Origin of the sequence: Sphingomonas panacis (genome assembly GCF_001717955.1) — a bacterium.
GTDB classification, from domain to species: domain Bacteria; phylum Pseudomonadota; class Alphaproteobacteria; order Sphingomonadales; family Sphingomonadaceae; genus Sphingomonas; species Sphingomonas panacis.
The window spans coordinates 910016-935952 of the sequence record NZ_CP014168.1; the positions used below are offsets into that span (position 1 = coordinate 910016).

General features: G+C 61.1%; 21 protein-coding genes. 7 read left to right on the forward strand and 14 right to left on the reverse strand.

The features are described from left to right. Positions 1-74: 74 nt before the first annotated feature. The 3 genes from J0A91_RS04190 to J0A91_RS04200 all read right to left on the reverse strand — a co-directional run bounded on the left by J0A91_RS04190 (position 75) and on the right by J0A91_RS04200 (position 3073). Positions 75-452: a VOC family protein gene (locus J0A91_RS04190; protein ID WP_069203857.1), complete on the reverse strand. Its 378-nt coding sequence runs from the start codon at positions 450-452 to the stop codon at positions 75-77. Between the two features lie 179 nt (positions 453-631). Next, positions 632-2173 (reverse strand): acyl-CoA synthetase, encoded by a 1542-nt coding sequence (locus tag J0A91_RS04195; RefSeq protein WP_069203858.1) that lies wholly within the window; start codon positions 2171-2173, stop codon positions 632-634. Between the two features lie 114 nt (positions 2174-2287). After that, positions 2288-3073 carry an SDR family NAD(P)-dependent oxidoreductase gene (locus J0A91_RS04200; protein WP_069203859.1) on the reverse strand — a complete coding sequence of 262 codons (786 nt, stop codon included), beginning with the start codon at positions 3071-3073 and terminating at the stop codon, positions 2288-2290. 456 nt (positions 3074-3529) lie between these two features. Between J0A91_RS04200 and J0A91_RS04205 the strand changes: the two genes are divergently transcribed. The 3 genes from J0A91_RS04205 (at position 3530) to J0A91_RS04215 (ending at position 6691) form a co-directional block, all read left to right on the forward strand. Continuing rightward, a complete protein-coding gene (locus tag J0A91_RS04205; RefSeq protein ID WP_476749571.1) occupies positions 3530-4315 on the forward strand; it encodes an SDR family oxidoreductase in 786 nt (261 codons plus the stop codon). Between the two features lie 30 nt (positions 4316-4345). Continuing rightward, complete coding sequence (locus J0A91_RS04210; RefSeq protein ID WP_069203860.1) at positions 4346-5149, forward strand: enoyl-CoA hydratase/isomerase family protein; 804 nt, start codon at positions 4346-4348, stop codon at positions 5147-5149. A 75-nt stretch (positions 5150-5224) separates the two neighbouring features. Next, positions 5225-6691 carry a phosphotransferase gene (locus tag J0A91_RS04215; RefSeq protein WP_069203861.1) on the forward strand — a complete coding sequence of 489 codons (1467 nt, stop codon included), beginning with the start codon at positions 5225-5227 and terminating at the stop codon, positions 6689-6691. 106 nt (positions 6692-6797) lie between these two features. Here J0A91_RS04215 and J0A91_RS04220 read toward each other — a convergent pair whose 3' ends face one another. The 5 genes from J0A91_RS04220 to J0A91_RS04240 form a co-directional block, all read right to left on the reverse strand. After that, on the reverse strand, positions 6798-8984 hold the full coding sequence (locus J0A91_RS04220) for a molybdopterin-containing oxidoreductase family protein (RefSeq protein ID WP_083224499.1): 2187 nt from the start codon (positions 8982-8984) through the stop codon (positions 6798-6800). 114 nt (positions 8985-9098) lie between these two features. After that, positions 9099-10340, reverse strand: coding sequence for an acetyl-CoA C-acetyltransferase (locus J0A91_RS04225; RefSeq protein ID WP_069203862.1), 1242 nt, complete (start codon positions 10338-10340; stop codon positions 9099-9101). An 85-nt stretch (positions 10341-10425) separates the two neighbouring features. Beyond that, on the reverse strand, positions 10426-11829 hold the full coding sequence (locus J0A91_RS04230) for an aldehyde dehydrogenase family protein (RefSeq protein ID WP_069203863.1): 1404 nt from the start codon (positions 11827-11829) through the stop codon (positions 10426-10428). A 109-nt stretch (positions 11830-11938) separates the two neighbouring features. After that, positions 11939-13000 (reverse strand): phosphotransferase family protein, encoded by a 1062-nt coding sequence (locus tag J0A91_RS04235; RefSeq protein WP_069203864.1) that lies wholly within the window; start codon positions 12998-13000, stop codon positions 11939-11941. After that, positions 12993-13886, reverse strand: a complete 894-nt coding sequence (locus J0A91_RS04240; RefSeq protein WP_338056962.1) for an enoyl-CoA hydratase-related protein — start codon at positions 13884-13886, stop codon at positions 12993-12995. The genes J0A91_RS04235 and J0A91_RS04240 overlap by 8 nt, the downstream gene beginning before the upstream one ends. A gap of 180 nt (positions 13887-14066) precedes the next feature. On the opposite strand from J0A91_RS04240, the gene J0A91_RS04245 reads away from it, so the two are divergent. Then, positions 14067-16172, forward strand: a complete 2106-nt coding sequence (locus tag J0A91_RS04245) for a 3-hydroxyacyl-CoA dehydrogenase NAD-binding domain-containing protein (protein WP_069207022.1) — start codon at positions 14067-14069, stop codon at positions 16170-16172. Between the two features lie 343 nt (positions 16173-16515). On the opposite strand, the gene J0A91_RS04250 is transcribed toward J0A91_RS04245, so the two are convergent. From J0A91_RS04250 to J0A91_RS04270, 5 genes are all read right to left on the reverse strand, one after another. Next, positions 16516-17118 (reverse strand): TetR family transcriptional regulator, encoded by a 603-nt coding sequence (locus J0A91_RS04250; RefSeq protein WP_069203865.1) that lies wholly within the window; start codon positions 17116-17118, stop codon positions 16516-16518. A 120-nt stretch (positions 17119-17238) separates the two neighbouring features. Further along, positions 17239-18420 carry an acyl-CoA dehydrogenase family protein gene (locus tag J0A91_RS04255; RefSeq protein ID WP_420852826.1) on the reverse strand — a complete coding sequence of 394 codons (1182 nt, stop codon included), beginning with the start codon at positions 18418-18420 and terminating at the stop codon, positions 17239-17241. Between the two features lie 107 nt (positions 18421-18527). Further along, positions 18528-19280: an enoyl-CoA hydratase/isomerase family protein gene (locus tag J0A91_RS04260; protein ID WP_240502195.1), complete on the reverse strand. Its 753-nt coding sequence runs from the start codon at positions 19278-19280 to the stop codon at positions 18528-18530. A gap of 24 nt (positions 19281-19304) precedes the next feature. Beyond that, positions 19305-20471 (reverse strand): acyl-CoA dehydrogenase family protein, encoded by a 1167-nt coding sequence (locus J0A91_RS04265; protein WP_069207023.1) that lies wholly within the window; start codon positions 20469-20471, stop codon positions 19305-19307. Between the two features lie 147 nt (positions 20472-20618). Beyond that, the gene (locus J0A91_RS04270; RefSeq protein ID WP_240502196.1) at positions 20619-21713 is read right to left on the reverse strand and encodes a CaiB/BaiF CoA transferase family protein; all 1095 of its coding nucleotides are present in this window, start codon (positions 21711-21713) and stop codon (positions 20619-20621) included. 217 nt (positions 21714-21930) lie between these two features. On the opposite strand from J0A91_RS04270, the gene J0A91_RS04275 reads away from it, so the two are divergent. After that, a complete protein-coding gene (locus J0A91_RS04275; protein WP_069203869.1) occupies positions 21931-22710 on the forward strand; it encodes an SDR family oxidoreductase in 780 nt (259 codons plus the stop codon). Positions 22711-22807: 97 nt separating this feature from the next. On the opposite strand, the gene J0A91_RS04280 is transcribed toward J0A91_RS04275, so the two are convergent. After that, complete coding sequence (locus tag J0A91_RS04280; RefSeq protein WP_069203870.1) at positions 22808-23476, reverse strand: nitroreductase; 669 nt, start codon at positions 23474-23476, stop codon at positions 22808-22810. 168 nt (positions 23477-23644) lie between these two features. Between J0A91_RS04280 and J0A91_RS04285 the strand changes: the two genes are divergently transcribed. Beyond that, on the forward strand, positions 23645-24817 hold the full coding sequence (locus J0A91_RS04285; RefSeq protein ID WP_069203871.1) for an acetyl-CoA C-acyltransferase: 1173 nt from the start codon (positions 23645-23647) through the stop codon (positions 24815-24817). A gap of 238 nt (positions 24818-25055) precedes the next feature. Next, positions 25056-25934 carry an MBL fold metallo-hydrolase gene (locus tag J0A91_RS04290; RefSeq protein WP_206364984.1) on the forward strand — a complete coding sequence of 293 codons (879 nt, stop codon included), beginning with the start codon at positions 25056-25058 and terminating at the stop codon, positions 25932-25934. Positions 25935-25937: the final 3 nt, after the last annotated feature.

Genomic DNA, 25937 nt, shown 5'->3' on the forward strand with positions numbered 1-25937 from the left:
GATGCATCGCACTCGCTACCGTTGGGCAGTCGGCCCAGAGTTCATCGGTGCCGCGCAAATCGCATGAAGGCCTGTCAGGATCGCGTAAACACACACACCTTGTTGCCATCGAGATCGCGAAAGTAACTGCCATAGAAGTTCGCGGTCACCGCCTCTCGGCGGAGGCCTGGAGGGCCTTCGCATTGCCCGCCGGCGGCAATCGCCAGAGCATGGACCTCGCGAACCAAGTCCTGCGAGAGCGCCATCAGTGCGTACATGTTGCCGTTGCCGTGCGTTGCCGTCCTGCCATCGTATGGCAGGCACACCCCCAGCGCAGCGCCGCCGCCGAGATTATAGCTCTGCATGCGATGGCTCGAGAGCCCGTGCTTGGCCCCCAGAGGCCGCAGCACCTCATCGTAGAACGCCGTCGCCCGCGGGAGATCGTTGGTGCCGATCATGATGTAGCCGATCATTCGCATCTTTCCTTCAAGACGATGAGCCAGACCTGCTGCCGTAAATCGCCACATTGCTGCATTTCCGGCGCCATCCGACCGATCGCTTTCCTGTCCATGTACAGCCGCATTGCCGCTGCACATTTTGCCAACGGCAGACGACGGCTGGCTGCATGTGACGAGTTCCCCTTGCGACCGGATCAGATCGAGCGGTTTGCTGCGGCCCAGTAAGGATCCCGCAACTTGCGCTTGAAGATCTTGCCAGAATCCTCGCGCGGCAGGTCATGGCGGATCTCGACCACCTTCGGCACCTTGTAGCCGGCGAGCAACCCGCGAAGCTGTTTGCGCAAGGCGCCGGTATCAAGCGCCACCCCGGCTTCCGGTTCGACCATGGCCATCAGCGATTCGCCGAACTCCTCGTCGGGGACACCGAATACGGCACAGTCACGCACGCCGGGCAAGTCTTGAAGCACCGCCTCGATTTCGGCCGGGTAGATGTTGACCCCACCAGAAATCACCATGTCGCTTTTGCGGTCGCTGATGAACAGGTAGCCGTCATTGTCGATATACCCAACGTCACCCGATGTTACGAACCCGTCACGATCAGCCTGAAGGCGTTTCTCGGGTTTGTTGTGATAGGTGAAATCGGGCGCACCATCGACCTTCGTGTAGATCTCGCCGACGTGCCCTGCGGGCAAGATCTGGCCGCCTTCATCCAATATCCGTATATGAACGCCCGTAAGCGCTTTGCCGACAGTACCCGGTCTCGCATTCCAGTCATCCGGTCCGGAGAGTGTGACGGCGCCCGCCTCGGTCGAGCCATAGAATTCGTAAATTACAGGACCCCACCACGCCATCATCTCGTTCTTGACGCTAACCGGACAGGGTGCCGCCGCGTGAACCACGGTCTTGAGCGAGCTGACGTCGTAACGCTTGCGCACGTCCTCCGGCAAACCGAGGAGTCGGATGAACATGGTGGGAACCATGAAAATCGTGTCGATGCGATAGGATGCGATAATCTTCAACATCTCTTCGGCATCGAATCTCGGCATCATCACGACAACGCCGCCGTGGCGCCCCGCCGAAAGTGCAAAGGAATTCGGGGCGGAGTGATACAATGGCCCCGGCAGCAGCATCCTGACGCCGGGTTTTACGCCAAAGTTGGCGCGGGACACCGCGAGGGCGGCGGCCTGTTCAGGCGTTGGCGCCATACGGCGCACCCCTTTGGGAGCGCCCGTCGTACCCGATGTATAGACCATACTTTGCGGCGCACGCTCAGCCGCAAGCTCCAAGGGAGCCTGATCGTGCAGCCAATCGTCGAAATCGATCGCGAAGGAAGGCGCGCCAAGAAGCAACGGATCGAGCCTGTAAGCCTCAACGATCTCAGCCGGCGTCGGAACGCTGATCACCTTCAACGACGGTTGAACCACCTCAGCAAGCCGATGAAGCAGGTCAGAATGCCCGATAAGAACCGCAGCACCGGAATCATTGAGAATGTAGGCCACCTCATCCGGACCAAGGTGCGAGTTGACCGGCACCACGTAAGCCCCAAGCTGTGCGGCTCCATATGAGGCTTCGAGGAAAGCGATGTCATTGCGCATGAGCACGCACACGCAATCACCCACCGTGACTCCGCTGCGTTGCAGTCCGCCCGCGATACGCTGCGCGTTCAGCGTAACGTCTTCGTGGCTGCGATGGCGCTGGCCGCTCACGATTCCCCGGTAGTCGCTATAGTCATCCATGCGCCAAGATTCCTTCAATCATGCCCGGAGCCCTAGGCCCACCCCAATAGAACATGTGCTTTCTCCAACCTGACGCCGACCTCCCCCGGGCGACGATCAAGCGGAATGCACCAGTCACCGCGGCTGGAAACGGGTGCCACCGTCCAATCGCACATGCTCAGCGTTCAAATAGCCGCAGGTAATCATCGTTTCGGCGAGCTGGGCGAATTCGTCTGCCTTGCCCGGGCGTCGCGGAAACGGCGTGGTTGCCAGAAGGTTGTCGATCATCGCCTGCGGAGCAGGCGCCATCATCGGAGTCTCGAAGACGCCGGGAAGGATGGTGTTGACGCGAATGCCGGCATCGCCCAGATCGCGCGCGATCGGCAGCGTCATGCCAACAACGCCGGCCTTCGAAGCAGCATAGGCGACTTGCCCGATCTGGCCGTCCTGGGCGGCGATCGACGCAGTGTTAACAATCGCCCCGCGCTCGCCGCTCTCGAGCGGATCCAGCGTCAGCATGCCTGCGGCGCTCTTGGTTATGCAGCGGAACGTCCCGACGAGATTCACTTCGATAATACGATAGAAGTTGGACAAGGGGTATTCCCGAGGAATTCCGGTCTTGCGGTCCATCGAGGCGGTACGCGCGGCGCCACCACCAACTCCGGCGCAGTTGATCAGGATACGCTCCTGACCATGCGCAATACGCGCGCGCTCGAAGCCTGCCGCTACCTCATCATCAGACGTAACGTTCACGCGACAGAATACGCCGCCGATCTGCTTGGCAAGCGCCGCGCCCCGCTCCTCGTTCAGATCGAATATGGCCACACGAACGCCATGACTCGCCAGTCGGATGGAGACGGCCTCGCCCATGCCGGACGCACCGCCGGTTACAACCGCCGAAATTGCCGAATTCAACTTCATACCGCTCCTCTTGTTCATCGACAGCAACCTGTCCGGGCCTTAGCTAATTAATTAGCTACTTTCTCGATCACATACAAGCATCCTGTCGCCCAAATCAGCAAGCAGCCGCCTGCTGCCGAGCAGACTCCGCTGCCACTGCCGCGAGACCGAAAAATTTCCCGCTGGATCGCAGGAATCTGCGTCACGGGCGGACAAGCCAACTCTGTCGCCGGAGCCCGGTGCCGTCCGGTGCACCTTCAATGCTTTCATCCACTCCCATACGCTCGGCTTCCGCAGCGAAGTAGCGTTCGAACGGGAGGCGAAATGCTAACCTAACGCAATTAATCGGTCAATTGGATACCCGAGCGGACTCAATCAACCACCGCCTCGACTTAATTGTATGATTGATTGTGGCCCGTCTAGCTGCTAGAGGACCAAACTTGGCACCTGCGCAATAACGGGTTTTTGGGGGTAACATTGATTAGCGCATTTCCCGATGGCTTGCTGGATGGCAAAACGGCGTTTGTGGCGGGCGGAACAAGCGGTGTGAACCTCGCTATCGCCCTGCGCATGAGCGAGCTCGGCGCACGCGTGGCCGTGCTTGGCCGCAATCCGGAGAAGGCGCACGCCGCTGCGGATACGCTGGGCAGAGGCGCCATGGCGCTGGCGAGCGACGTTCGTGATTACGCCGCGACGCAGGAGTCGCTCAGGCGGGCTTCCGACGCATTCGGCGGATTGGATATCGTCGTATCCGGCGCAGCCGGCAATTTCGTTGCCCCTGCCCTGGACATGTCGGCGAATGGATTCAAGGCCGTAATCGATATTGACCTCATCGGCACCTTCAACGTTTTCCGCGCGTGCTATGACTTCTTACGCCGTCCGGGGGCGTCCCTAATCACCCTGAGTGCGGGCCAGGCAACGGTGCCGCTGGTCGGGCAATCGCACGCCTGCGCGGCCAAGGCAGGGATCAATCACCTCGTCCGCGTGCTCGCCATGGAATGGGGACCGACCGGCGTTCGCGTGAACGGTCTGGCGCCAGGCCCCGTAGCGGGGACCGAAGGTATGGCGCGGCTCACCTCCACCGAAGAGGCGGTCCAGCGCCTGTCGTCCCGCATTCCAATGCGCCGCTACGCTCATGGACATGAAATCGCCGAAGCAGCGGTGTTCCTGTGCAGTGCTTCGGCCAGTTACATTACCGGAACCATTCTCGATTGCGACGGCGGCGCGCATCTGGGAGATTCGAGCACACCGCAGGTAGGATGATGGTCGCGCACGACCAGGGGGCCCGCAGTCATGCAGCATTCCTATGAAACTCTGACAGTCGAGACGCGCGGACCGGTCCAGTGGCTCACACTGAACCGTCCCGGCTCGCTGAATGCGATCACCACGCAGATGGTGGCTGAGCTGCATCATTATTTCGATACTCTTTATCAGGATCGTGACTGCCGGATCATCGTGATGCGGGGTGCCGGTCGGGCCTTCTGCGCCGGCCGGGACATCAAGGAGGCGGCGGACCATTCCGGTTCAGCGCCATTCGGCGGAGGCTTCGGCCTGCAGGGCTATCTCGCGGAGGTCTATTCCAGGATGCGGCGCTGCCCGCAGCCGATCATCGCGCTTGTCCAGGGGGCCGCTTGCGGGGGTGGCTTCGCCTTTGCTCTCGCGTCGGATATTCGTATCGCGGGCGAATCGGCGCGCATGAACGCGGCTTTCATCAGGCTCGGGCTTTCAGCCTGCGACATGGGTGTCAGCTACTTCCTGCCCCGGTTGGTTGGCGCCTCGCTCGCTTCCGAACTCCTGCTGACGGGCCGATTCATCACTGCGCGCAGGGCGCTGGCGACCGGTCTTGTTTCCGAAGTGGTCCCTGACGATGCGCTGATCGAGGCCGCCGAGCCGTATATCCAGGACATGCTTCGCGCGACACCGATGGGCCTGCGGCTGACCAAGGACTGCCTCAACACCTCAATCGACGCGCCCTCACTTGCCGCGGTGCTGGCAATGGAAAACCGCAACCAGTTCTTGTCGGGCCAGCACGCGGATTTCCGCGAGGGCCTGGCGGCCTTCGTCGAGAAGCGACCTCCGGTATATCACGGAAGCTAGGAAAATCACCCGAGCCATGGAGCGGGACGGCACAGATCCGCCATTTTTGGTCGTCGGCATTTTAGGAATATTACCATGAGAACGCCACGCGAACTGATTGAGCTTTACTGGGATCGGGTCTGGAATCAGGGCGAAGCGGATATGGTCCGCGAACTGTGTCACGATCCGATTGTCCGGCACGATCCCGGCTGCGTGACCAGACTGAGCCATGACGAGCAGATCGCACGGATCAAGCACCGGTTCGAACTCCAAGCCCCCTTCTTCACGCACGAGGTCCTGATAGCGGACGATGATTGCGCGGTGTCGGTGTGGAACGCCCATACCCGCAAAGGCCCGCGCATCGAACGTTGCGGCATCGAAGTGTTCAGGATTGTGGACGGGCGCTTCATGGATTGCTGGAATTCCAGTTACATGGACGGGTTCTGGGGGGTAGAGGGCGATCCCGGCGTGCCAGACGACCTACCTCCGCCCGAAATGCTGGAAACACTCGAACACATCACGCCGGGCTGGGTTCAACGCGTGTTCGCGCATGCCTGCGTCCAGGTTCCGCTGGTAACGCTGGCCAGGCTGGAGCCGGTGAGCACCGGCAACGTCAGTGCGACCGCCCGCGTGCACATCAACTACAATATTCCCAGCCAAACCGCGCCCACGTCGTTGATCGCCAAATTTCACCCTAAAACACCCAGGCCCGGCGGCATGGCCGAAAAGCTAGGCTATTATCCGCGCGAGGCGGCCGTGTACGGCCTGTTCGGAATGGACCCACCGGTGCAGACCCCGCGCCTCTATTATGCCGAAACGGGGGGAGCGGGCACCAAGGTCAACCTGGTTCTTGAAGACCTGGGCAAAGATTTCGTTCCCGGCGACCAGGTGAAGGGCTGCAACGCCGCTGAAGCGGAGGCGGTGATCGATCAGCTCGCACGCCTGCACGCGCATTTCCTCAACTCGGAACGGCTTGGCCAAATCGATTGGGGGATTGAACATGTCCTGGGCGCACCAGAGCTGGAAGCGGCCTATAACGCGGGTATACTGGCCTTTCATGAGCGGTTTTCGGGGCAGCTTAGCGCCGAAGAATTCGCCATCATCGAAGGATTCTCACCGCTAATTGCGCGCTGGTGCGACCTTCGCCCGAAATTCGTTACGTTGCTTCACGGCGATCCGCGCGTGGACAATGTGATGTTCGCGGCGAATGAAGATGGCACACCAAGCGCCTACCTGATCGACTGGCAACTGGCGCGGCTTGGCGATCCCCAGATGGATGTCGCCTATTTCCTGACCGGTAGCCTGAGCCCGACCGATCGCCGGTCCTGCGAGATGCGCCTGATCCGCCGCCATGCTGCAACCTTGCGCGCGGTGGACCCGCAGTACACGGATGACGTGGCTCTGGCGGCCCACCGACTGAACGCCGTGTCAGGCCTCGCCTATACCGTGGCATCATCCTACAATATCGTATCCACGCCGGCATCCGACGCCTTACTTCTGGCGCTGGCCCGGAGGAACTGTTCGGCAGTAGCCGACTGGGAGTCGCTCAATGCGCTGAACTGAAGTGCGGGCGCCGTCGCGCATGTCGGCTTATCGTCCGGTGCGCAACGGCTTGCGCGGCGCCTGGCGGGCCGCGCATATCGGCCCGCCCGTGCCCGCATCAGACCTATCAGGCCGCCGAAACGGTAACCTTCACGCCATCCAGATGAACGATACCGGAGACTTGCTCGAAATCCTCGACTCGTGACGACGTGAGCAGGTTGATATTGACGCCCGGCAGTGAAGCGGCACGGCTCCAGCCTCCCTTGTTGCCCCAACCGTGCGGATAGCTGACGGTGCCTGCAGAGATTTCGTCGGATATCTCTACCTCAACTTCGACACTGCCCGAGGCGCTGCTGACGATGACCTTGTCTCCGTCGCGGATCTGCCGGTTGCGGGCATCGTGGGGGTTGATCAGCAGGGTTGGCCGGTCCGAGCGCACCAGCCGCTCGACATTGTGCATCCAACTGTTCATCGAACCCAGCTTGCGCCTGCCGATCAGCAGAAGCACGTCGCTGGCCGGGCTCGGCTCAGCCTGAAGGCGGGCAAGTTCCTTTTCGGTCACAGTGTGTAAAAGCCGCACCTTGCCGTCGGGTGTGCGCACGCGCTTCCATGAAGCGGCGGCGTCGACCCGCTCGGCCACCCGCTTGCCATGGGGAAACTCCCGCTGAAGGCGCTCGAGCGTTAGACCTTCGGGTCGCTCACCGAAACGATCGCCGTAAACTCCGGCGCGGACAGCGTGGTCGACTACATCCATCAGGGCCGGGCGGGCCTGATCGGGAGTGCCGCGGGCTGCAAATATGCCGGGATGGCCCATGCGCTCGAGAATCGCATCATAGACGTCATATTCAAGACGCGCCTCGCCCTGCGGCGGAAGCACGGCGGGGACATACTGCACCCAAGGGCGCGGCGCGTTAGAAGCCCACATCTGGGTAAGGTCATCGCGCTCGAAGAAGGTCATCGCCGGCAAAATGTAATGGGCGTGACGGCTTGTTTCCGTAACGTAGAGATCGAGCGACACGAGCAGGTCGAGTTGTTCCAGCGCGTCGGCAAGCCGATCCCCGCCGGGATAGGAGCTGACCGGATTGCCAGAGTCGATGAACAACGCGCGCAACTGGCCAGGCCCCGGCGTGGTGATGTCTTTGGCCAGAGTTCCCCCGGAAGTCGTCCCCATCAGCGAGGGGAGATCGCCGATTCGAGTGCGAGTGGCGCCATAGGCTGGATAAACGGGCGGGCCATCTTCGCCGTCGATCGGGGACACGCCGGAAACCCATCCTCCGGGCGCGCCGAACCGACCGGTGATGACGTTCAACGTCTCGATCATGACGTTGGTGAGCGTCGCAAAGCTGCCGCGACAGACGCCAAGACGCCCGTAGATTGCGGCGGTGCGGGCGCCGGCGAAGCGCTCGGCCAGCGTCCTGATCTGCTCGGCCGGAATGCCGCAACGGGCGGAAGCCAGTTCGGGCGTTATCCCGGCGATAGCCACGCGCAATTCGGATGCGCCTGTGCAGCGCTGCTCAACCACGTCGCGGTCCTCAAGGCCGCTGGCGAAGATGTGCTGCACCATCGACGCCAACAGCCAGGCGTCGCTGTCGGGGCGAATGGGCACGTGCTCGAATAACCGCGCCGTTTCGGTTTTTCGCGGATCGACCACAACAACCGCCCCGCGCGCGTGGATTTCATCCAGATATTTGCGCGCCCTTGGTTCGGTGATCAGCGACATATGTGAAATGACCGGATTTGCACCGATCAGGATCAGAAAATCACATCCCGGCAAGTCGGGAAAGGTGAAGGGCGCCACGCCTCCATAGAGGAATTCCTGTGCCAGAACTTTCGCCGCGCCGTCAGTATGCGTGACGCTGAACGCCTTGGAAACCGGGTCTAGCGCCCGTCCGAACATGCTGGAATAGCCATAGCGCAAAGTGCCGAACGCGGCCGGATTCCCGGTGTAGGTGCCGATCGCGCCGGGGCCGCCCGCCGCCGTCACCGCCTTCAGGCGCGATGCGATATCGTCAAGCGCCTCATCCCAGGAAACGGGCTCGAAGTCCCCGGCCGCTCCCTTTCGCCGGAGCGGGGTCAATATCCGTTCCGGATCGTGGGTGATCGAGGCCATCGCTGGACCTTTCAGGCAGATATGCCCTTCTGACGTCACATGGTCGCGATCGGGACGGACCTTCACAATGCGCCCACCCGAAACATCGGCGATCATCCCGCAAAGCGATTCGCATAGCCGACAAAAGGTGATGTGAGCCCCGTCGGCTCCCGGCACGTCCGTGAACGTCTTCGCGGCGGGGAATGCACCATCTCCATCGGCCATTTCATCACCTCTCCGGTTGCATTCTCACACGTGTCGTGTCGTCTCGGCAGCCAACCTGTTCGCAAGGGCGGGCCGTCCGGGGCGGGATCTGGCGGTGGCCCGCCGCACACCGCATCACACGCGTTCGATGACAATGGCGGGCGCCATGCCGCCCGCCGCACACATCGTCACGAGGCCGCGCTTGAGATCTCGCCTTTCGAGTTCATCGAGGATTGTACCGATCAGAATCGCGCCGGTGCAGCCGATCGGATGGCCCAGGGCGATGGCGCCGCCATTGACGTTGACCTTCTCGCGATCGACCCCAAGGTCGCGGATGAACTTCTCGGGAACGATGGCGAAGGCCTCGTTCACTTCCCACAGATCGATGTCGTCGAGCGTCAGCCCCGCCTTCGCGAGAGCCTTACGCGCGGCTGGACCGGGACCATTGAGCATCAAGGTGGGGTCAGCGCCGACATTGGCCATCGCGCGGATACGGGCACGCGGCTTCAGGCCGTTTCGGGCCGCATAGGCCGGCGATGCCAGCAGCACGGCGGCGGCGCCATCGACGACACCGGATGAGTTTCCCGCATGGTGAACATGATTGAACTTCAGATCAGGGAAGGCCCGCCGGATCATGCCGCCAAAGGTCGTCCCGTCCGCGTCGATCGGGAGATCGGCCAGTTCGGCAAACGAAGGCTTGAGCGCAGCCAGGCCTTCGCGAGTCGTCTGCGGCCTAGGATATTCCTCACGATCCAACGCGATCGCGCCATGTTCATCAAGTACCGGAACCAGCGACCGGTCGAAGCGACCTTCGCGAATGGCCACCTCCGCCCGCTGTTGGCTCTGATAGGCCAGATCGTCCAACGCCTCGCGCGGAATGCCGTCCAACGTGGCAATGGCATCGGCGCAGATACCCTGATTGCTCTGCGGCCGCATTCGCCGCAATGCGAGGTTCCCGGCATCAAGCATGCCCGAAGACGGATCGCTGGCGCGCAGTTCGGCGACATGGGACATCATCTCGGTCCCGCCGGCCACGATCAGGTCTTCCATGCCGGACATGATCTGCCCGGCACCAAAGCTTACGGCGGTGATGCCAGAACCGCAGAAGCGGTCCAGCGTCACTCCGCTCACGCGTTCGTCGAACCCCGCGAAAAGCGCCGCCATGCGAGCAAGGTCGCGACCTTGCTTCCCCTGCTGGGTGGACACGCCCCAGATGACATCGTCGATATCTTCCGACCGCAGATCATTCCGTTCGACAACGGCCCTCAAGACGGTTGCCGCGAGGTGTTGCGGATGAAAGGACGCCAACGCCCCCTTGCCAACTCTGCCTATACCGCGTGGAGTGCGGCAGACGTCGATAATGAGGGCATCACCCATGTCTTACCTCTTTGGATCTAGTTGGGTCGCATCGGCGCTTTCGCTGCGCGGCCAGGATATCGTCTAGGTGCGCTGCCGAAGGTCGTCAGCGGAGAACGCTGATGACCTGCAGTTGGGTGAATTCTTCAAGCCCCGCTTCCGCCATTTCCACGCCGAAGCCAGACTGCTTGCTGCCGCCAAACGGAATCATGGGCGACAAATGGCCATGCTGGTTGATCCAGACGGTGCCTGATTCAAAGCGTCCCGCCAGGTCGGCGGCGCGCTGCCAATCGCCTGACCAGACCGAGCCACCCAGCCCCCAGGGACTGTCGTTGGCCATTGCTATGGCATCGTCGATATCCGAAAACTTGATGATCGGCAGAACCGGACCGAACTGCTCCTCGTCCACCACGCGGACGCCGTTGCTGACATCCTTCACCACCGTCGGTCTGATGAAGTAGCCGGGGCCTTCGGGCGGTTCACCGCCAGCAATAATCGTGCCCTTCGTCCGCGCATCCTCAATCAGCCCGGCCACGCGATGATATTGCGCTTTGTTCTGCAATGGGCCGAACCGGACTCCCTCCGCCAGTCCATCGCCGACCACGGCCTCGTTCGCCAGCCGAGCAATTTCATCGCACAATTCATCATGAATCGATTCGTGCGCATAGACGCGCTTGATGGCGATGCAGATCTGGCCGCTGTTGCGAAAGGCAGCCCGAAATATCTCACCGGCCACTTCGCGTGGATTCACGTCATCCAGCACAATGGCCGCGTCGTTTCCGCCCAGTTCGAGTGTGAGGCGCTTGAGCGTGGCAGCGGCACCGGCCATTACCTTGCGGCCCGTTTCCGTCGAACCGGTGAATGAAACCTTTCGGACATCCGGATGCGCCGACAACAGATGGCCAAGGTCATTGTCGTCGGAAATGATGTTCACCACCCCGGGCGGCGCAATATCGGCGATCAAGGCGCCGATACGCAACGTGCTCAGCGGGGTTGTCGCGGCCGGCTTGATTACCATCGTGTTGCCCGCCAGCAGCGCCGGCGGCATCTTGAACGCCAACAGCGAAAGCGGAAAATTCCACGGTACGATGGCTGCTACAACGCCCAGCGGCCGGCGATGCGCTTCCACGCGGCGGGATTGCGAATCCTCTATCACTTTTACGGGAAGATCAAACGCTGCAAAAGCTCGGAAAGCGCCTGCCGTCGCACGGGCTTCGCCGATCGCGTCTGCCAGAGGCTTACCCTGCTCCATCGTCAAGTATCGGCCCAGTTCTTCGGCATTCGCCTCGATAACGTCGGCCATTGCCAAAAGCACTCGGCGGCGATCTTCGACCGGGGTGTCACGCCAGCCTGGAAAGGCCCTGCGCGCTGCCGCGACTGCCAGGTCGAGTTGCGCCGGCGATGCATGCGGTGCCTTTGCAAAAGCTTGTGCGGTGGCAGGATTGAGGACGTCTATTGACCCATGGCCGGGAGTCAGTTTCCCGTCGATCAGCATCGCAAAGTCTTCCACCGCGCCTCCTTTTGGCCGCACAGCGCTTTCGAGAAGACTGGCGCCCACAAATATTAATTGATTGACTAATTCATGCTAGTCCGCCGTGGTGATAAAGGCAACGGCCTTTTCAAACCCGCGCGTCAACAACCGCGCAGGCAAGTGCGAGCAAGTCCGGTAATCTGGCCACGCGAGCCGCAGCAGAATCCGAAGCGGCATTGCCGCGGATCATCCGTCCTTTGATCCCGTGCATGATCCCTGCAATCCGAAACATTGTGAAGGCGGTCAGGTAGCGCAAATCCTCGGCGGTGATGTCAGGTCGGCCGACACGGCGACAATAAGCGCTCGCATAGTCGATCTCGGACGGTATGTTCATGGCCTGAAGATCACAACCGATCAGGCCGGCAACGATCTTCGGTGGCATCTTGTACATGACCAGATGATAGGCAAAGTCCGCCAAGGGATGACCGAGCGTGGACAGTTCCCAATCGAGAACAGCGATCACGCGCGGTTCCGAAGGGTGGAAGATCAAGTTGTCGCAGCGAAAGTCCCCGTGAACGATCCGGACCTCGTCGGGAATATGGCGATGTTCTTCCAACCATTCGATCAACCGGTCCATGTCGGCCGCCCGGCCCGCGTCGGTGTCCTCGCGATACTGGCGCGAAAGGCGTGCGACCTGGCGATCGAAATATCCCCCGGCTGGTCCGTAGTCCGCCAGACCGACCGTGGCCGGGTCGATGCTGTGCAGTGCCGCGATCGTGGTATTCATGGCATCGAAATAGGCCGGGCGCGCGGCTCTGGTCACTTCCGGGAAGCTGGTGTCCCAGAAGATCCTGCCGACGACATGGTCCATCACATAGAATGCGCTGCCCAGGACGCTGTCCTCCGTGCACAGCCCCAGGAGACGAGGAACCGGGACCGCGCTTCCGTGTAGCGCCTCCAGCACCCGCGCTTCCCGTTCGATAGCATGCGCGCCCTTGAGCAACTGGCCAAAGGGCTTGCGCCGCAGCACATAGCTGCGCGTCGGGGTATCGACGCGGTAGGTCGGATTGGATTGGCCGCCTCCGAAGCGATGCAGTGTCAGAGGACCGGCAAACTCGTCGACATGCGCGCCCATCCAAGCCGCCAGTCGGGCCTCGTCGATATCGGGCGGCGTCACGGCGCCTCCGATTGCAGCTTGTGCGTCACGCATAGTCCGGGTCCACCCACCAAGGAAAAAAGTCCGGCATGCCGTTGGAGACCCGGTCCGTGAACCGTGGGCCACGCCCTTCGCCCCTCGCCGACCGTAACTCTTCAAAATCGCCACCACGCCCGCGCGCCAGCAGGGCCCATGCCTCCACCTTGTGGGCCTCCATCGGATCGGTCATGGCGATGCCACGCCAGATCATCTGGCGGATCAGCGCCATCGAAACCGCGGACGTACCCTCGATATACCCTTGCGCGATTGCCCGCGCGGTGGCGAGCAGCTCACCGGGCGGAACGATGCGCTGGACCATACCCGCCTCCCTGGCGTCGTCTGCCGACACAAATCGGCCGGAAAAGAGCCAGTCGAGCGCCTTCGGAACCCCGATCAGGCGGGGCAGGAAGTAGGTGGACGCCCCCTCCGGCACGAGCCCAATCCGCGAGAAGATAAAGCCGAACCGCGCTGTATCGGCGGCAACCCGCACATCCATCGGCAGGGTAATGGTCGCGCCGGCGCCGACAGCCGGACCGTTGATCGCACCGATCACGGGCTTCAGGCACCGATAGATCCGCAGCGCGACCAGGCCCGCGCCATCGCGCCCTGCTTCGGCGGCATAGTCGATCGTGCCATCGGGCCGCGTCACCGCAGAGTATCGCTGCTCCATCTGCTCGCGCCCACCCGGACCCAGATCGGCGCCGGCGCAGAACGCCGGCCCTTCGCCGGTGACGATGATCGCCCGCACTTCGTCATCGGCGTCGGCCAGATCGAACGCGGCAACCATGTCCTGACGCATCTGAACGTTGAACGGATTCCGCTTTTCAGGGCAATTCAAGGTGATGGTGGCAACCCGACCCTCGGTTTCGTAGCGGATTGCCTTGAATGCCATGCGCTTCATTTTTTCATCGGCCCGGCCCACACGTTGTCACAATTAACTAGCTAGTTATTATTTGTTGTCAAGCACCGCGATGTGAGGCATTGCCACCAAACATACAGCGTGGGTGCGGGCCGCTATCCGGCTGCGCGCCAAGCAACGCACGCGCACAATCTGCCGATGGAAGTGGAACGGGTGGGACTCATGGAAAAGAAGCTGGCGGACATCACCTGGCGGGACGGTATCGCGATTGTCGCCATAGACTCACCACCGGTCAACGCGCTGTCAAACCGGGTGCGGTCGGAACTTGGAAGGGCGCTTCAACATGCCTGTGCTACACCGGGCGTCCGGGGCATCATTCTGTTGTGCAAGGGGCGGACGTTTTTCGCCGGGGCTGATATCAAGGAAATCGGCAAGGCCAAGGATTGGCCCGACCTCATCGAATTGGGCGACCTGATCGAACAGGCTCCAGCCCCGGTGGTCGCCGCCATGCACGGATCCGCGTTCGGTGGCGGTCTCGAACTGGCGCTCGCTTGTCACTACCGCGTGGCGGTCCCTTCAGCCAAGGTCGGCTTACCCGAAGTAAATCTCGGCCTCATTCCTGGCGGCGGCGGCACCCAGCGCCTGCCGCGGATTATCGGTGCCGCCAAGGCGCTGGACGTCATCGCCTTCGGTCGGCCGCTGCCGGCTTCACAGGCCCACGTGCTAGGTCTGATCGATAGCCTGGTGGACGAACAGGATTTGGCATGGGGTGCTGTACAGTTTCTCCAGAGCAAGCTCGACACCCAGCATGCCGTGGTCCCGGTACGCGACCGGAGCGATGCCTTGGCCGAGGCCCGCCACGACCCCGGCCTGTTCGAGCGATTTCGCGCCGAGAACAAGCGTGTGTTGCGAGGGCTCGATGCCCCCGAGGCCGCAATTTGCGCAATCGAGGCTGCGGTAAACATGCCGTTCGAAGCTGGGCTCGCGTTCGAGCACGAACAGTTCGTCGCGCTCGCCGCATCCAGCCAATCCGCGGCCCGGCGCTATGCGTTCTTCGCCGAACGTAATAGCGTCAAGGTTCCCGACATCCCGGCCGGGACGCCTGCTCTGACTATCGATTCGGTGGCGGTCATTGGCGGCGGATTGATGGGGACGGGTATCGCAACTTGCTTTTTGGCGGCTGGAATCGCCGTCACACTGATCGAGCAATCATCCGAAGCGCTGGAACGCGGTGTGGCCGCGGTCGACCGCAATCTCGCCAGCGCGGTAAAGCGCGGCCAGCTTACCTCCAGCAAACAGGCAGCGGCACGCACCCGCCTCGAGCCGACGATCAACATCGGCGCCGTCGCCGAAGCTGACCTCGTCATCGAGGCGGTCTTTGAGCACATGGATGCCAAGCAGGCCCTGTTTCGGAGCATTGCCGGCATCGTCAAGCCAACGGCGCTCATCGCATCCAATACGTCCTTCCTGGACATCGACAAGCTCGCCGCCTCAATCTCGCGGCCGGAGCGCTTCCTTGGCCTGCATTTCTTTTCGCCGGCAAACGTCATGCCGCTGCTCGAGATTGTCCGCGGTGCATTCACCTCCAGTTCGGCGATCGTCACGGCGCTGAAGATCGCCCAGAAGATCGGGAAGACGCCAGTACTGGCGGGCAACTGCCCCGGATTCATCGCCAATCGCGCGATGGCCGCGCGCAGCCAGCTTGTCGGAACCTTATTGCTGGACGGCTTCACCCCGCAGGAGATCGACGAAGCATCGGTGGCATTCGGGTTTCCGATGGGTCCGTTTCAGATGACCGACCTTGTCGGCCTGGAAGTCGCGGCCTCGACCCCCACCGGTGAGGATAGCATGGGCATCCTGCGCACCTTGATCGCCTCTGGTCGGGTCGGGCAGAAAGCTGGACGTGGCTATTATGATTACGGCAACGATCGCGTCCCAGTTCCTTCACCAGAGGTCGCCGCCCTGCTCGCCAAGTTGTCGACCGGCCGCAAGCCCGACTGGACGGCCGCGACGATCGCGGAGTACCAGCTGTTTCCGGTTGTAAACGAGGCCACGCGCATCCTTGAGGAAGGCTTCGCGGTACGTGCGTCCGACATCGATGTAGCGATCATGCTCGGATATGGCTGGCCCGCCGCGACCGGGGGGCCGATGTTCTGGGCAGATAGCATCGGATTGGACCGCGTCGTCTCAGGCCTGCGCGTTTTGGCGGAACGCTATGGCGTTACCTATGCGCCATGCGCGCTGCTCGAACGCCTCGCGCAGGGCGGAGGTCGGCTTCACGAAGTGCAGTCTGCGCGTTTCGCGGACGTCAACGTTGCCGGTAGGTGAAGCGCATGAGGCTGCAGTAGCACGCTCAGAGCATGTTCGGGTCGATCTCGGTCGCACCATGCTCTGTCAGAAGACCTTTCAGCCCGCCAGTCGATGAGATTAATCGCTGATCCAGAGTTGGAGCCGGACGGCGCCGATGCGTCACTAACCCTCAGACTGGTTTTCAATACCACGCGGCGGCATAAGGGATGCTGTCGCTGGCGAGCAGAGCGCCGGCCTATAGCGATACGAAGCCGTGAAGTCCCAGGAGTGCTGTGGTGGTTCGCGCTATGGCGTCGTTAGTTGATCGGCGCGGTCGCCGTTTGCGCCCCCGCCGCTCGAATCCTGCCGCCCTCAAACGGTTCTAACGAACGCGAATCCCATCGAGAATAATGCTGCACAATTCTTCGACAAATTGCCGTCGCCTCTCTTCGCTCAGACTTTCTCCCCCAAGCAATTCTCGCAGCAGCAGCTTGCGCAGGAACAGCTGGTCGCAGGTGCCCGTGATAATCAGGTACAGAATCACCGGGTCCATCTCCCGGAACACTCCAGCCTTTACACCTTCTGCCATGATTTGCCGCTGAGCTTCTGCAACAGGACGGCTCAATTCCCTGTCAATCACCGCACCGAACGTTTCCGGAGACTCCAGAATCAGGTGATGCATCAGTGCATTGATATAGGGATGGCGGAGATATGTGTTCGCAATTCCACTTATATGAACTTCGAGCTTTTTTTCAGGAGATATACTCATCCCCAGAAGGTGGTCGAGTTGCTTCATTCCTGGAAGCATCACCTTCCGCAACAATTCGACCAGCATACCGGCCTTGTTGCCGAAATAATACTTCACCATGGCCGAATTGATATTCGCTCGACGCGCGATTTCGGTGAGCGTGATGTCAATGGAGCCCCGCTCCCGCATCAGGTCCGCCGCTGCATTGAGAAGTTGCTCACGGGCTCCGACGTCCATTCCCGGCCCCTCCTCATGTGATTTCGCTGGCCGACCCACGGGCTACCTTCCCCAAAAAGCTATGACATAGCGGCTCGCCATATAGTGTTCAAGCATGCAATTAATTGACAAGTAACGGCATTATGACGTCCGGTACTTCGCCAATTCAGCGCGAGCGATGGTTCGACAATGAACCTCGTCAGGACCATCTGCTAGCCTCAACGTGCGAATGTGAGCGTAATCGAACGCCAAGCTGAAATCCTGGCACACGCCAGCGCCACCATGGGCTTGGATAGCATCGTCGATCACCTTGAGCGCGATCCTTGGCGCCGCGACCTTGATCATCGCGATCTCGTCCCGGGCAACCTTGTTGCCAGCCGTGTCCATCATATATGCTGCCTTCAGGCAGAGCAGGCGCGTCATTTCAATGTCGATCCGGGCCTCTGCAATGCGCTGCTCCCAGACGTTGAATTCCGTCAAGCGCTTCCCGAACGCCACTCGATCGCCAAGGCGCCGTGCCATCTTTTCCAGCGCGACCTCCGCAGTGCCGATCGTGCGCATGCAATGGTGGATGCGGCCGGGCCCAAGGCGACCCTGTGCGATTTCGAAGCCACGCCCCTCGCCCAGGATCATGTTCGAAACGGGAACCCGGACGTTTTCGAGGACGACCTCGCCGTGGCCATGCGGCGCATGATCGAATCCGAATACCTGCAGCATGCGCTCGACCCTGACGCCTGGTGTATCCATGGGCACCAGGATTTGGCTTTGCTGAAGATGGCGGGGAGCATCAGGGTCCGTTTTGCCCATGAGCACCGCGATCTTGCAACGGGGATCACCCGCACCACTCGACCACCACTTACGGCCATTGATTACATATTCGTCGCCTTCGCGCCGGATTTCCGTGGCGATATTGGTCGCGTCCGATGAAGCCACCTTCGGCTCGGTCATCAGAAACGCCGAGCGGATCTCTCCGTTCGCCAAGGGAACCAGCCACTTCTGCTGCTGCTCAGCCGTGCCGTAGCGCGCCAGGACTTCCATGTTGCCGGTGTCCGGCGCCGAACAGTTGAACACTTCCGAAGCCCAGTGCACCCGGCCCATTTCCTCGGCGAGAGGCGCATATTCCAGATTGGTTAGTTGCGTCCCTTCGAATTGATAGTCGTTGACGACCACGTGGCCGTGGCTGGGTGGAACGAACATGTTCCAGAGCCCTTCCGCCTTTGCTGCGACCTTCAATTCTTCCATGACAGGCAGAATTTTCCACCGCTCGCCTGCGGCGCTCTCTTCTTCATACCGCGCTACGTTGGGATGGATGTATCGGCCCATGAAGGTGCGAAGGCGGTCGAGGATTTCGTTGGTCTTGGGTGAATATTCGAAGTTCATGTGCTATCGCTTTCGTTCAATACTTCGCGCTGAGGACGCGATGACCCACGTCAGGAGCCGATGAAAACAGGGTTGCGGCGCTCCGTCGCGGCTTGCAGCCCTTCGAGAAAATCGGCTGATTTGCGGTGCCTGCCCTGAATGGAGGCTTCATGATCGGTCACCTGCCTGATCGAACCGGCAAGCGCGGCGCGAAGCGTCGCGCGCGTATCCTGAACCGCCAGCGGCGCGTTGCCAGCGATTTCTGCCGCAAGATCGTGCGCAGCGGCATACAGATCCGCGGACGGCGCCAATTGATCGACCAGCCCGATCTTCATGGCTTCATCTCCACCGATGCGCCGCCCCGTCAGCAACAGCAGCGAGGCCGCCTGGTGACCCACCACAGCTTCAAGCGAGAGGCTCATGCCAAAGCCGGGGTGAAATCCGAGCCTGACGAAGTTGGCGGAAAATCGCGCTTCTGACGTGGCAACGCGAAAATCGGCGGCGAGCGCCAGACCGAGTCCCGCACCTATTGCCGCGCCCTGAATTGCGGCAACGACGGGCTTGCGGGCCGTGAAAATACGCGCGGCCTGAGCATAGAATTGGCCCACGTTTTCACGCGTCACCTCTTCCTGGCCTGATCCGCTGAAATCGGCGCCCGCACAGAACACGCGACCCTCGGTGGTGAAAACGACCGCACGAACATCGGAATCGCCATCCAGCTTCGCCAGCGCGTCGGCAATTTCGGTCAGGGATTCAAGATGCAGGAAATTGTGCGGCGGAGCACTGAAGCGCAACGTTGCGACATGATCGCGCGTTTCGATCATTACAGTTGGCATGGGCCTGATCCTTCAAGTCCGGGTGCGAAAAATATCGCGCGCGATCACCCAGTTGTGGACTTCGGTCGGGCCATCGAAAATGCGGAACGTCCGCAGCTTCTGCCACATCAACGCCAACGGCATCTCATGCGTCATGCCCAGCCCGCCGAATGTCTGCATCGCCCGATCCGCCGTTTCGTAAGCCATCTCGACCGCATGGGATTTGATGAAGGAAATTTCACGGCGCGCGTCCTCGCCCTCGTCCAGCTTCCACGCGCAATGATATGTCATCAGACGGGCCGCGTGAATCTTGGCGGCGGAATCGGCAACCCAGTTCTGGATGGTCTGCCGTTCGGACAGCCGAACACCGAAAGTCTTTCGCTGCGCGGCGTATTCAACCATCATGTCCAGCGCGCGCTGCGCCATCCCAATAGCCCAGGATGCCATTTCGATGCGCCGTGTGCCCAGGCGCAACTGCATCGGCGCAAATCCCTGCCCGACCTCGCCCAGCAGCTTCCATCCCGGAATGCGGCAATCTTCAAGCACCACCTCGAAGGTCGGGTGACCGCCGACCATCGGAATCTTGCGGAGCACGTGATAGCCGGGCGTGTCGCTATCGACCAGAAATGCGGAGATGCTGTTGCGGCCGTTCGCTTCCCTGCCCGTGACCGCCATCACGATCGTGAAATCGGCAACGTCCGCGCGGGATATCCAGATTTTGCGTCCGTTCAGGATCCAGTCGGCACCGTCCGGGACTGCGCGCGTCGACATCGCCATGGGATCGGAACCGGCCCCGGGTTCCGAAATGCCGATAGCCGAGATGGTTTCACCGCGGACATAGGGCTCGAGATAGGCTTCGCGCTGCCGTTCGTTGGCTACCGCCTTCAGCATTCGGAGATTGGGCGAGTCGGGCAGCAGAATATAGGGAACGACTGTCTTGCCCATTTCCTCGTTGACGCCGACCATAGCGACGAGAGGAAGGTCGCTGCCGCCGATATCTTCCGGCGCGTCGAGCCCCCACAATCCGATCTCGCGCGATACCGTGTCGATGCGCGCCCGCTCTTCTAAGGTCAGTTCATACCCGCCGCCGCTCGCATGACGATCCAGTACGGTCTGCTCCAGCGGCATGAGTTCTCGCGAAACGAACTGACTCACGAGATCCTTGAGCATCTGATGCTCGTCCGCCAGTCGGAAATCCACCGCGCTCTCCTCATCCCAAGGCGCGACCGCTGGCCGCACCCCCGTTTAATTAATCACACAATTTATTGTTCGGCAATCCGCAATTTTCGCGAACGAGTCAAGCCAATTGCACTGTCAAGTGCAGCGCAACGTCATGACTGGGAGCCGTCAGCGAGGCCCTCCCTCGATCCAGCGCCGCAACATATCGACGCCCACACCCTCCGGCTGGATCGCCCCCGGTGTTCGTGAAAAGCGCGGCACCGGCGCCGGCTGGTCCTTACCGTCCTGTTCGACATAGATCCCGCGCGCGCGGATCTGGGGATGCCGGACGGCCTCAGCCAGCGGCACGACCGGCGCAAAACATGCATCGGTTCCAGCCAGAATCTCGCACCACTCCTGTGCGGGTTTGGTCTCGAATATCTCGGCCAACTGGCGTGCCTGCTCATTCCATTGGGTGTCGTCGTGCTGTTCGGCGAGAAACCGGTCCGGTGCACCGATACGGACGAGTAGTTCGCGGTAGAATTGAGGCTCGATCGACCCCACCGCGATCTCGCGACCATCGGCACAGGTATAGCAGCGGTAGAAGGGCGCCGCGCCGCCCAGAACGTTCCTGCCGCGATCCATGCTCAGCCTGCCAGCGTCCTGCAAACCCTTGAACATCGCCAGCAGTGATGACACGCCGTCCACAATCGCGGCATCGATGATCTGTCCTCGTCCAGAGGTCGAACGTTCATGTACTGCGGCCAGAATGCCAAGTGCGAGAAACAGCGAACCGCCGCCGAAATCCCCCAGCAAATTGAGTGGGGGAATGGCGGGCCTGTCGGGAACACCGATGGCATGCAAGGCGCCCGTTATGGCCAGATAATTGATGTCGTGCCCGGCACTTTGCGCGAGTGGCCCGTCCTGGCCCCACCCGGTCATCCGGCCGTAGATCAGGCGCGGATTCCGCCCCATCAGGACTTCAGGTCCGAGCCCCAGCCGCTCCATCACGCCAGGCCGGAAGCCTTCGATGACAACATCGGCATGGTCCGCCGCCTGGAGGCAAAATTCCAGGCCTTCCTCGCTGCGCAGGTCGAGATAACTGGTGGATCGTCCGCGGTAGAGGATCGGATTACGCCAGGCGTCACCTGGGCGATCGACGCGCAACACCTCCGCGCCAAGATCCGAAAGCAGCATTGCACAATAAGGCGCGGGACCGATGCCGGAAAACTCCAACACCCGGAGCCCGGCAAGCGGTCCGGCTGCTGATGAACTGGTATTCACGTTCGCGGCCCTCGCTTTTGGTAGTCGCCTTGGAAGCATCGCTCGAGGTGCCGTTCCAACAAGTCCCGTTTGAACGCTGAGCGACGCCGCGCGCGCCGTTTGAAGGGCTTTGTCGTCGCGGCATTCATCCCGGCAATGACACCCCCCTTTTACTGGCGCGGCATTCGTGCCAGATAGGATCAACGGAATTAGTTAGTCAATTGCATAGCGAGGTATCATGCTTGAATCGATGTCGCTTCAGGGCAAAGTCGCCATAGTGACGGGATCTACCAGGGGTATTGGACGATCGATCGCCGAGGCGCTCGCCGCTTCCGGGGCGCGGGTCGTGATCTCCAGCCGGAATCAGGCCAGTTGCGAAGACGTGGCAGCCCAGATCAACGCCCGCCTCGGCAGTGTCCGCGCCCACGCCAAGGCGGCCAGCATCTCGTCCAAAGTGGCGCTCCAGTTGTTGGTCGATGAAACGCGTTCGGTGTTTGGTCCTATCGACATCCTTGTCTGCAATGCCGCCAGCAATCCCTTTTACGGTCCGATGTCGGAGATCGCCGATGATGTCTTTCGGAAAGTGTTCGAAAATAACGTCTTGTCCAACCACTGGTTGATCCAGATGGCCGTGCCCGACATGAAGCAGAAGCGCGACGGAGCAATCATCGTCATTTCGTCCATCGGCGGACTATTCGGAAGCGCCACTCTTGGCGCTTATCACATTTCAAAAGCGGCCGATATGCAGCTCGTCCGCAACCTTGCTGTGGAGCTAGGCCCCGACAATATCCGGGTCAATGCTATCGCGCCCGGCGTCATCCGCACCGATTTCGCCAAGGCGCTCTATGAAGACCCGGTCAGGGAAGCGGCAATCCGCGCATCCACGCCGCTTGACCGCATCGGAGAGCCTGGCGACATCGCGGGCACCGCACTGCTGTTCGCATCGGCTGCGGGATCGCATATTACCGGGCAATGCCTGGTTATCGACGGCGGGATGCTGACCACGGGCGGATTGTAAATCGGCGCACTTTCCGGCCGCCCCTCCACTGCTCTGGCACACATGAGACCTGACACCGGTCAGAGCCGGGGGGGGCTGCCCCCCTGACCTCCGGTCATCATTGGTGCAAGGCCACAAAATCTTCGGCCGCGATGCGCGGGGACCGCCAATGGTTGATTGCGGCGGTTTCGTCGGCGTAGCCAATCGCCATGCCACAAAATAGCATCTGCTCTGGCGGAGATCCGAGGAAACTGCTGACGGTGTGGTGATAGCGCGCCCAGGACTCCTGCGCGCAGCAACCAAGTCCCGCCTCGGTCAACAGCAGCATGAGCGTTTGCAGAAACATCCCCAGATCTGCCCATTGCGGCAGGCCGACACTACGGTTGACGAAGCAAAACAGGCCAAGCGGTGCATCGAAGAATTGGAAATTCCGGTCAAACTGGCGGCGCCGGCCCGACTTATCGTCCCGCGCGATACCGATTGAGGCGTAAAGCTGCTCACCAATGCCGAAAACACGTTCACGGTACGGCGACGCGAGATCTGGTGGGTAGACGGAAAATTCAGTTCCCTCACCGCGCGGATTTTTTGTTACCTGCTTGCTCATCAGCAGCTTGAATCTCCTCAGGGAATCCCCGCCAATCAGATGAATGTGCCATGGTTGCAGGTTGCCTCCAGATGGCGTGCGCGCCGCCAGCGCCAACAACCGCAGCACCTCATCCACATCGACCAAACGGGGCTGGAACGCCCGCACCGATTTACGGCGCTGGACAGCGTCACTGACGTGCATGAATTCCCCCAGGCTCCGCGTCGCTATGGCATTTGGGGAGCGACATCCGCGCTCCGCCTCCCTATTGGATATCACTTGCTAACTGTTCAACTAGCTAATATCGGCGCGCCTAAATTTGATCAAGGCTAGACTTGAGCAGGATTGAATCGGTTGAACAGGGGACAGAGCATGCGCGAAGCCGTCATCGTATCCACAGCCCGCACGCCGATCGGCCGGGCGTATAAAGGCGCATTCAACGCAACCCCGTCGCCCACGCTTGCCGCTCACGCAATCCGGGCGGCCGTCGAACGTTCAGGCGTAGCGCCCCGAGACATTGACGATGTGATTATGGGGTCAGCCCTGCCGCAAGGTTTCCAGCACACGATCGGACGCACCGCAGCTCTTCGCGCCGGATTGCCAAACGGCGTTTCAGGACAGACGATCGACCGCCAGTGCGCGTCCGGCCTGATGGCCATTGCAACCGCAGCGAAACAGGTCATCGTCGACCGGATGAATATCGTCGTCGCAGGTGGCGTCGAATCGATTTCCATGGTCCAAACCCCGGCGCTGCGGGTCGATGAAGACGCGGACCTGGCGGCCATGGCTCCCGACATATACATGCCGATGCTCCAGACGGCGGAGATCGTCGCAAAGCGCTACGGCATTTCGCGCGAACGGCAGGATGCCTATGCCCTGCGCTCGCAGCGCCTGACGGGCGAAGCACAAGCCGCCGGCGCATTCGATGCAGAGATCGTACCCGTGACAACGATCATGGCGGTGACGGACATCCAGACCCGCACCACCAATCACGTGGCGGTCACGCTCGACGAGGATCAAGGCAATCGCCCTCAAACCACCTTGGAAGGGCTCGCGGCGCTGCGGCCCGTAATTGAAGGCGGGCAGATCAGCGCCGGCAACGCCTCGCAATTGTCGGACGGAGCATCCGCTTGCGTAGTGATGGACGCACAATATGCGGCAGACTGCGGCATCGCGCCCCTGGGCCGCTATGTCGGCATGGCGATGGCGGGGACAGACCCCGACGAAATGGGCATCGGCCCGGCCCTGGCCGTGCCCAAACTGCTCGACCGGTTCGGCCTGACCGTGGACGATATCGGCTTGTGGGAGTTGAACGAGGCCTTTGCCGTGCAGGTGCTCTACTGCCAGGATGTGCTGGGCATCCCCGATGATCGCCTGAATGTGTCCGGCGGCGCGATTTCGATTGGTCATCCTTATGGCATGTCGGGCGCGAGGATGACAGGACATGCCTTGATCGAGGGACGTCGGCGCAATGCTCGCTATGTCGTGGTCACAATGTGCGTGGGCGGCGGCATGGGTGCGGCCGCCTTGTTCGAAACGGCCTGATCGCTCTCGGTTTATGGGAGAGGTGGGCAGGGAGGCTACCCGTGCAAGATAGTGCATTCGGTCCCGCCCTTTGAGCTGCTTACCAGCGCTTCGCTGAAGATCGTTCTGGGTATTAAATAGTCGATTGATTGTATGACCCAATCTATATTATGACTCGATGCTATCGATACGGATGCCAACGATCGCCTTGCACCCGCATGGCGGATGCACGGCATTCTTTGGGAAGTGGAGAGAGTGCATGACGAATATGACGTGGGAGATCGGCGATGTGACCGTTACGAAAATCGTCGAAGTCGAAATGTCACTGGGAGGGGAATTCCTCTTCGACGAGAGGGTTTCGGTCGAAGAACTGCAAAAGATAGGTTGGCTCGCCCCGCATTTCATTGATGAGAACGGCCTACTGAAGATCAGCGTCCACGCGCTGATCGTCGATACGCCGACCAAGCGCATCCTCGTCGACACCTGCATCGGCAACGATAAGGAGCGCGAAATCCCCATATTCGCAAATCTGCAAACCAAATTCCTCCAAGACCTCGAGGGTGCCGGCTTCCCACGAGACAGCATCGACTGCGTGCTCTGCACTCACCTGCACATTGACCATGTCGGCTGGAACACCATGCTGGTTGACGGCAAATGGGTCCCGACGTTCCCCAACTCCCGGTACCTGTTCGGCAAGGCCGAGTTCGAGTTCTGGAAGCAGAACGACGTCGATAACGCCGATGGTCACATCGACCAGAAAATGACGTTCAAGGACAGCGTCCAGCCGATTTGGGAGGCCGGCCTTGTCGATCTTGTCGACCTGCACGAACAGATCTGCGAGGAAGTCAGCCTTGAGCCGACGCTTGGCCACACTCCTGGTCATGTGAGCGTGCGTATCCGCTCCAATGGCGAGGATGCGCTCATCACCGGCGATTTCACGCATCATCCCTGCCAGATCGCCCATCCGGATTGGAACAGCCATGTCGATTACGACGCCATTCAATCCACCGAGACGCGGCGGGCGAAGTATGCTGAACTGGCCGATACCGGAACCCTCGTCATCGGTACGCACTATGCCACGCCGACCGCCGGCCATATCGTTCGTGACGCTGACGGCTACCGCCTGAAGGTCGACTGAAAC